Below are 8440 nucleotides of genomic sequence, written 5' to 3' on the forward strand. Positions count from 1 at the left end.
GATCAGGGAAGGCCAGCCGCGCGATGCGCTGTTCGAGGCGTTGCGCGGCATGATCGACAAGGTCGTCATTACGCCAACGGGCGAACGCAAGCCCGTAGACATTCAAGTCCATGGCACGCTTGCAGAATTGCTGATCCAGAAAAGGGAAGCCCCCCAATTAAGGGGGGCGATGGTTGCGGGAGCAGGATTTGAACCTGCGACCTTCAGGTTATGAGCCTGACGAGCTACCGGGCTGCTCCATCCCGCGTCAATGTCGATAACAATGCCTGTGTGGCCTGTCGTCGGTGCGGCCGGTGCCGCGACGTGAGGGGTATATAGGGGGTACCGGTTGAATGCTCAACCCCCAAACCGCGTTAAGTGACGCTTTTCTGACAACCCGGTTTTTTACGCTGCAAACCTACCATTCCAGATCAAATCAGTTAGTCTTCAATGCGTCTTTCCTGCATTTGAGTTGTCTCCCCATGAAATTGAATCCGCTTGGCCGCACCGATCTGCGGGTTACCGAAATCTGTCTGGGCACCATGACCTGGGGCAGCCAGAATACCGAGGCCGAAGGCCACGCCCAGATCGATCTGGCGCTCGAGGCCGGCCTCAACTTCATGGACACGGCCGAGATCTATGCCGTGCCGCGCAGCCCCCAGACTTCGGGCCGCACCGAGGAAATCATCGGCACCTGGTTCAACAGGACCGGCAAGCGCGAGCAGTGGATCCTCGCCTCCAAGATCGCCGGTGGTCCGGTCGACTTCATCCGCGACAATTCCCGCGCCAGTGCCAGCACCATCCGCCAGGCGGTCGATGACAGCCTGCGCCGCCTGCAGACTGACTATATCGATCTCTACCAGATCCACTGGGCCTCGCGCGGCAGCTACAATTTCGAAGGCTCCTGGACCTACGCCCCCCACACCCAGGATACCGCTGACGTGCTCGACAATATCGAGGACATGCTCGAGGGCCTGGGTGACCTGGTCAAGCAGGGCAAGATCCGGCATATCGGCGTCTCCAACGAGACCACCTGGGGCATTGCCCAATGGCTGCGCATCGCCGGGGAAAAGGGCCTGCCACGCGTCGCCTCGGTGCAGAACGAGTACAATCTCACCCGGCGCCAGTTCGATCTGGACATGGCCGAACTCAGCCATCACGAGCAGGTCGGGCTGCTGGCCTATTCGCCGCTGGCGGGCGGCCTGCTGACCGGCAAGTACCAGGGTGGCGCAGTGCCACCGGGCAGCCGTGCCGACTATCAGAAATCCTTCTGGCGCTACAATGAGTACTCCGAGGCGGCCGTCGCTGCCTATCTGGCGCTGGCCGCCGAGCATGGCCTCAATCCCGTGCAGATGGCCATCGCCTTTACCCTGTCACGCCCCTTCACCACCTCATCAATCATTGGCGCCACCACCACCGAGCAGCTGGCGTTGGCCATCGGCGCTGCCGACGTCACCCTGTCGCCTGAGGTGCTCGGCGGCATCGAGGCCATCCACCGGCGCTTCCCGCGCCCGATTTGATTCCGTCGCCTTTTTGGCGGATCACGCTATAACAGGGTCGAAACACTATTATGGGGCCGCCCTTGACCATCCCGCTCATCGCCACCCTGTCGCCGCTGCTGTTCTATCTGGCCTATAATATCATTGTGCCGCAGATCGAAAAACGCCGGCCATCCCTGTCGGTGATCATGAATCTGCAGCGCCGCCGCTGGGTCGCCAATGCGGCGCTGCGCCAATCGCCCTTCGATGCCATCCTGTCGGGCAACATCATGGGCTCGGTGAGTTTTCTGGCGTCGACGGCGGTGCTGCTGATCTTGGCGATCTTCGCAGTGTTCGGTCAGGTCCCCGCCCTGATGGCGGCGCTGAATTCGCTGTCGCTGAACCGGGTGTACTCGGTCTTCGATGTGCAGCTTCACCTGCTGGTGATGCTGACCATGTTCGTGATGGCCTTCTTTGCCTTCACGCTGTCGCTGCGGCAGTTCAATCACTTCTGCATCATGCTGGGCGCCATCGATAGTGACAGCAGCACCTCCCCCGACGAGATCGACGCCATCAGCCGGATGAATGCGCTGGGCGCCCGCAATTTCAATTCCGGCATTCGCGCCTATTATTTTTCCGTCGCGACGGTCGCCTGGTTTGTCTCCGAATGGCTCCCCATTGCCACCTGCCTGCTCACCACCCTGATCCTGGCCCATCGTGAGTTCTTTTCCTCGGCCCATCGGACCGCAGCCTCCGCGGCGGTAATCGCCGCCCGTCGGCAGCAGGGCAAGGCGCCGGCACCGGGGCTGACGACGGCCCGTCAAGATGGCAGCCCAGGATCGCCCCCACCGCTTTGAGCATCGGGGCAAGGGCCATGACAGCCAGACTGGCTGGATCAGCTCGGCCCGTGACGGTCAGTGCGGCAATTCTGACATTGACATTCAGCTATTGACGACGCTTTATGCCGCCACCTGATTTTGCCTTCATTCGTGGCCGTTTAATGCTTGTTTGCCAGTGCAACATGATCACCTCCAAACAGATCGAGGACATCGTTCTGGACCTGTTGCGAGCCGATCCATGGCAGTTGGTCGTCCCGGCCAAGGTCTACAAGGAACTCGACCGCCGTGCTAAATGCGGTGGTTGCGTGCCGAATGTGGTGGACATTATCGTCCGGGTCACCGAAAATTACCACGCACAGCAAGCCCTGCCCTCTGGCGAACTCGTCTCATTGCAGTCCGGGCTGGAAAAACTCAAGCAGCAACGAAGCGGAGTACGTCTTGAAAGGCGAAGCAAAAGTCATCGAGCGGCTTAACGAGGCCCTCTTTCTCGAACTCGGTGCGGTCAACCAGTACTGGGTCCATTTCCGTCTCCTCGACGATTGGGGTTTCAAGAAGCTGGCGAGCAAGGAGCGTGCGGAATCCATTGAGGAGATGCACCATGCCGATCGCCTGATCGAGCGCATCATCTTTCTCGAAGGCCATCCCAATTTGCAGCGCATCGCGCCGCTGCGCATCGGCCAGACGATCAAGGAAGTCCTTGAGGCCGATCTGGCTGGCGAATACGAGGCGCGCGCCGCCTACAAGGCCAGCCGTGAGCTCTGCGAGGAACTGGGCGACTACGTCACCAAGAACCTGTTCGAAGCCCTGCTGACCGATGAGGAAGGTCACATCGACTTCCTCGAGACCCAGCTTGAGCTGCTCGACAGTATCGGCGTCGAAAAATATGGCCAGCTCAACTCGGCCGCCGCTGACGCCGCAGAGTAGCGCCGGCCCCTCATTCAGCCGCCCGGAACCAGTTTCGGGCGGCTTTGTCTTGCCGACGCAAGTGCGGCAGCCGCGTCAGTTCTCGATCGGCTGGAACATGGCATTGAGCTGGCTGACAATCTGCTCCATTGGGGCAATTGCCTCAGGCAGCTGTTCGGGCGGATTGGGGGTCACGGCGGCATAGGGCACGCCGCTCGGAAAGGCGCCGAACATCTGGAAGAACGCCACCATGTCCTCGAGCACCGGCGCCCGCCAGCGCCACAGCGACCCCATGGCGATCACCGGCTCCATATGGCCAAATCCCTCATAATAGCGCGTGGTCACCCAGACCCCGCTATCCTTGAGTTTTTCCGCGAACCGCTCGGTATTCTGCATCCGCACGATTGGATCCGTCGTGCCCGTCGCCAGATACATGGGCGGCGTCTGGTCGGTCACCAAATTGATCGGCTGCGTGCCTTCAGGATTGCGGGCCGCCCCGAAGGCGTTCTGCACCTCGCCATATTCAAACGGGTAGAAATCATAGGGCCCCGACAGGGCGGCCACGCCCAAAACGTTCATCGTCACCCCGTATTCGCGCAGAAACGACGGGTCGAGCGCCAGCATGGTCGCATTGTAGGCCCCGGCCGAATGCCCGGCCAGGAACAGCCGGGCGGGATCGCCGCCATAATTGGCAATATTGTCCTGCACCCATTTCAGCGCCTTGGCGCTGTCCTCCAGAAACCCGGGATACTGCACCTCGGGCACCAGCCGGTAGTCGGCGATGACAGCCACGAAGCCACGCGCCGCCAGGGCCCGCCCGACAAACTGATAGTCGCTGCGCTCGCCCCGGTTCCAGCCGCCGCCGTAAATGAAAAACACCACCGGGGCCGGGGCACCGCGCGCTTCGGGCGCATAGACGTCCAGCCGGTGGCGCGGCCCGTCGGCGTAGGCGACGCCATCACCCACCTTGGTGGTCCCGCCATCCATCGAGGCCGGCAGGTTGAACGGATCCATCACCGACAGTGCCACAGCCGGGGCCGGCAACAAGGCAAGCAGCAATAGGGGCAGGGCCAGCACGGCACGACGAAGCATCACGATCAGTCTGGGCATGGGAATTTGGTTCTACTGGGAGAAAGCCACTGCGATAGCCGGCAAAGCCGATCAATTTGTGGCATCATCAAACTGGGCGAGGGCAGGCGTCTCGGTCGTTCAGACTTGCCTGCCCTCTACTTAAGCGAACTCAGATTGTTCCCAAACTGTTACCGAATGGTTAACGGACTGCTAACGTTGAAGGCGCTGCAACAGCAGGCCGGACACATGACCGTCAGCCGGCAGACCGACCCTGTTCTGATAGGCCCGAACCGCTGCCCGGGTCTTGGGTCCCACCACGCCATCGGGCGTTCCGACATCAAAACCGGCCTGCGCGAGCAGCGTCTGCAACTGCGTCCGCTGCGCCTTGTTCAGCGCCGAGTCGCCAGCTGGCCAGGGCGTTGCAAAATCACCGCCGCCGATGATCCGGTCGGCCAGATGACCAACCGCCAGCGCGTAACTGTCCGAATTGTTGTAGCGTTTGATCACATCAAAATTGGGCAGCAGCAGAAACACCGGGCCGCTGGCGCCGGCCGGCATATACAGCCGCCCGATATCGTTGGGGCGCGGAAAAGCCCGTCCTGATGTTCGCTGAATGCCCAGAGCCTGCCACTGGCTGAGCGGCGCGCGATCCATCGTCCGCGCCCGCGCAAAGTCGAAGCTGCTGGGCAGCTTGACTTCATAACCCCAGGTCTCGCCCGGCCGCCATTTGAAATTGTTCAGGTAATTGGCGGTCGAGCCCAACGCATCCTGCACCGAGTTCCAGATATCCTTGCGCCCGTCGCCATTGTAGTCGACGGCAAACCGCATGAAGCTCGACGGCATGAACTGGGTATGTCCCATCGCCCCGGCCCACGAGCCCGTCATGTTATCGGCGCTCACATGCCCGTCGCTGACAATGCGTAGCGCCGTCAGCAATTCCTCGCGGAAGAAGCTGGCGCGATATCCACCCTCGGTCAGCGTCGCCAGCGCATGGATGGTGTTCTCGCCACCCATGAAGCCGCCAAAATTGGTTTCCATGCCCCAGATTGCCAGCACGATCTCGGGCTGCACGCCCCAGCGCTGCTCTGCACCGGTCAGCGTCTGGTTCCACTCCTGCCGCATGGCCCGGCCCTTCGTCGCCTGCCCATCAGTCACGCGCCGGTCGATATATTGCTGCACCGTCTGGCTGAACTCGGGCTGCTTGCCGGTCAGTTCCATCACCTTGGGCAGGTAGTTGTAACTGGCAAAGGCCCGCTCAAAAGCCGAGCGGCTCACCCCGCGCGCTTCGGCCTGCGGCCACAGCGACCGCACGAAGTCGGCGCTATTGGCCAGGGCAGGCGCCACCCCGCCCAGAGAGAGCAGGGCCACCAGTGCCAGCGCCGAAAGCCGGCGAGAAAACCGAATTATGCTGCCGTCCGCAACAACCATGACGAGCCTCGTGATACGCAATTTTACAAAAGTGACGCTCTGCGCCCGCTGTGCCGCGTATCACAATATTAACCCACCAAATTAAGGGCGGCTTAAGGCAAACCGCCTGCCCCTTCACAAAGCCGTCAACCGGGGGAGGCTTGCACTTCAGTCATCGTTGGGGGCGGACCCTTTCCGACCCTGACGCCTTGCGCCGCGCTGCGCTGCGGCGGCAGATTGGCCACCCTGCCCCAATCCCGCGCCACGATCACAACCGGTTCAGCCCTCGTTCGGCCCGGTCTCGTCAGTCGAGGGCAGCAGCACACGCCCCGAGGCTCGCGCCTCGCCGCCCTGCACATAGGTGACGTGGGGGTAGGGGATTTCGATGCCGCGTTCTTCGAACACCGTCTTGATGCACTCATTATAGGCGCGGCCCGTCGACCATTGTTCGCCCGGCACCGTCTTGATCCGGGCCCGCACCGTAATGGCTGAGTCGCCAAAGGCGGTCACGCCGTGCATCTCCAGATTATCCAGAATATGATCCTTGTGCTCGCTTTCCATCAGGCGATCAAAGGCATCGAACATCGCCTGCTTCACCGCGACGATATCGCTGTTATAGGCCACGCCCAGTTCCGCCACATGGAATGAGAAGCCCCGCACCATGTTGGAAACCTGATCAACCGAGGAAAACGGGATCAGATGTACCGTGCCACTCAGGTCGCGAATGGTCACCGAACGAATGGTGAGTTTTTCCACCACCCCGGTCTTGCCCGCCGCCTCCACCACATCGCCCTCATTCATCACATTCTCGAACTGGATGAAGATGCCGGTGATGATGTCCTGCACCAGCTTTTGCGCACCAAAACCGATGGCCAGGCCAATCACCCCGGCGCCGGCCAGCAGCGGCGCGATATTGACCCCGATCTGACCGAGCGCCAGCATCACGCCGAACACCACCAGGGCAATGGTGAAGGCATTGCGAAACAGCCCCAGCAGCGTCTTTTCCCGCGATGTCGGCACCGTGCCAAAATTGGGATTGAGCCGGAATTCCACCCAGGACGACACTGCAATATAGAGCGCCAGGCAAACCAGGATGATCAGCGCCGCCGAAATCACCGAGCCGGCAACCCCCTGCCCTTCCTCGGTGCTGATCCAGCCGGCAAAATCGAACAGCGCCCAGGCCTGGGCAATAGCCACCAGCACACCGATAATCACCACCCAGCGCACCACCTGCATCACCGTGGGGACAAATGCCTTCAACCGGGCCTCCAGCAGGGGCAGTCGATCCTTGATATCGCCGGGCAGGTTCAGTCCGGTACTGACCAAGCGCGCAATGAAGCTGACGATCACCACCCCGACAATCACCGCGACCAGCGATTGCAGCGTCGCCGACAGCATGAAAGGCAGCGCCTCTTCCGGATTGGCAAACCACACCACCAGCAAGGCGGTCAGATAGGCAATGGCAACCACATGCCAGTACCGCCCCAGCAGCACCAGGAAGTGCCCCAGCCCGTCGTCCCGCTGCTTGGCGCGGTCGGCCAGCCAGTGCCGGACATCGTCGCGGTTCTGCATGATGATGATGACGGCGATGGTGGCGGCCGTGGCCATCACCAGCACCTTGACCGCAGCCGCGATCGCCGCGGACAGATTGCCGGCCAGCAGCGGCGCGATGAACAGGAAGGTATAGCCGATCAGCGAAATGATCCGGCTCAGCCAGAAGAACCAATAGGCCGCATTGTCATCGTTGACCGGCAACAGCCGCAGCGCCGACAGCCGCGGCGCCAGCACGGCCCGCGCCGCCAGCTTGGTGATTTCCACCATAAGGAAGGCATTGAGCAGCAGCGACTGGTTGATCCCCATGCGCCCCGGCACCTGTCCGGCAAAATTGAGGGCCACCACATAGCCGATGCCCCAGGCCAGCAGCACTGTGCTCAGATCCATCAGCACCGCGAGCAAGGCGGCGCCCGCGCGGCGCAGCCATCCCGCCGTCTCAAGGCCTGTCGCCATGCGGCGGCTCAGCATATGGGCGAGCATCCGCAGCAACAGATAGCTGCCGAACAGGCCGCCCGCCGCCAGCAGGACGGGCCCGACAATCTCCATGAAGGCGGCAAGACTGGCGCTGTCGGTGCCACTGATCCCGGCCTGCAGATCCAGGAACACCGCGCCCAGGGAGCGAATGGTCGCCGAAGCGCCCTCGGCTGCCGCCTGGGTGTATTCAGCCACCTGGCGCACAATGCTGAGATCTGCCACGGCCGGCTCGGCAGTCGGCGCGCCAGCCGGATCGCTTTCGACCTGCTTCAGCCGCTCGATCAGCGCCGCGCGGCTTGCGTCATTCTCGATAATCCTGATCAATTCGTCGATGCTGGCATCGGCATTGCTGTCGCTGGCGGTTTCCGTCGCCGTGCCGGGCAGAAAGGGCACCTGAGCCTGGGCCAGCGCCGGCAACAGCAGCAGAGCGAGCAGAACGAGAACAAAGCGCATTGAACAATCCAGCAGGAGAGGTCGGGATAGAGCGCTGCCGCACGACATCGCCCCCCATCGATACGCTGCTTGGTGGGCCCGGTTCAACCCGCTGCTGAATCTTGCCGCGGTGATTGTCTGTTTTGGAACGCAAGAAGCCCGCACTGTTTCCAGTGCGGGCTTCTTGTATTGTTTTTCGACATTGTATTGAGATCATACGTTTTTGGCAGACCTTGCAGCGACCTACTCTCCCAAGCCTTAAGACTTAGTACCATCGGCGCGGAGGAATTTGACGGTCGAGTT

Annotated in this window: 7 protein-coding genes and 1 tRNA gene; 4 read left to right on the forward strand and 4 right to left on the reverse strand. The window is 61.7% G+C overall.

Annotated features, from left to right (window positions below; all coding sequences use genetic code 11):
- Positions 1-170: 170 nt before the first annotated feature.
- Positions 171-247 (reverse strand) — tRNA-Met (locus Q8O80_RS20475).
- A 214-nt stretch (positions 248-461) separates the two neighbouring features.
- On the opposite strand from Q8O80_RS20475, the gene Q8O80_RS20480 reads away from it, so the two are divergent.
- The 4 genes from Q8O80_RS20480 (at position 462) to bfr (ending at position 3220) form a co-directional block, all read left to right on the forward strand.
- Complete coding sequence (locus Q8O80_RS20480) at positions 462-1499, forward strand: aldo/keto reductase (protein ID WP_305582800.1); 1038 nt, start codon at positions 462-464, stop codon at positions 1497-1499.
- A gap of 62 nt (positions 1500-1561) precedes the next feature.
- Positions 1562-2314, forward strand: coding sequence for a DUF599 domain-containing protein (locus Q8O80_RS20485; protein ID WP_305582801.1), 753 nt, complete (start codon positions 1562-1564; stop codon positions 2312-2314).
- Between the two features lie 164 nt (positions 2315-2478).
- Entirely contained in the window at positions 2479-2769 is a 291-nt protein-coding gene (locus Q8O80_RS20490; RefSeq protein ID WP_371136249.1) for a (2Fe-2S)-binding protein, read from the forward strand.
- Positions 2735-3220 carry a bacterioferritin gene (gene bfr, locus Q8O80_RS20495; protein WP_305582803.1) on the forward strand — a complete coding sequence of 162 codons (486 nt, stop codon included), beginning with the start codon at positions 2735-2737 and terminating at the stop codon, positions 3218-3220. Before Q8O80_RS20490 ends, bfr begins: the two co-directional genes overlap by 35 nt.
- A 75-nt stretch (positions 3221-3295) precedes the next feature.
- Here the strand turns inward: bfr and Q8O80_RS20500 are convergent, their stop codons facing one another.
- The 3 genes from Q8O80_RS20500 to Q8O80_RS20510 form a co-directional block, all read right to left on the reverse strand.
- Positions 3296-4309, reverse strand: coding sequence for an alpha/beta hydrolase (locus Q8O80_RS20500; RefSeq protein WP_305582805.1), 1014 nt, complete (start codon positions 4307-4309; stop codon positions 3296-3298).
- 171 nt (positions 4310-4480) lie between these two features.
- Positions 4481-5698: a lytic murein transglycosylase gene (locus Q8O80_RS20505; protein ID WP_305582807.1), complete on the reverse strand. Its 1218-nt coding sequence runs from the start codon at positions 5696-5698 to the stop codon at positions 4481-4483.
- 258 nt (positions 5699-5956) lie between these two features.
- Positions 5957-8158 carry a mechanosensitive ion channel domain-containing protein gene (locus Q8O80_RS20510; RefSeq protein WP_305582809.1) on the reverse strand — a complete coding sequence of 734 codons (2202 nt, stop codon included), beginning with the start codon at positions 8156-8158 and terminating at the stop codon, positions 5957-5959.
- Between the last annotated feature and the right edge of the window lie 282 nt (positions 8159-8440).

Origin of the sequence: Devosia sp. (genome assembly GCF_030689745.1) — a bacterium.
GTDB classification, from domain to species: Bacteria; Pseudomonadota; Alphaproteobacteria; order Rhizobiales; family Devosiaceae; genus Devosia; species Devosia alba.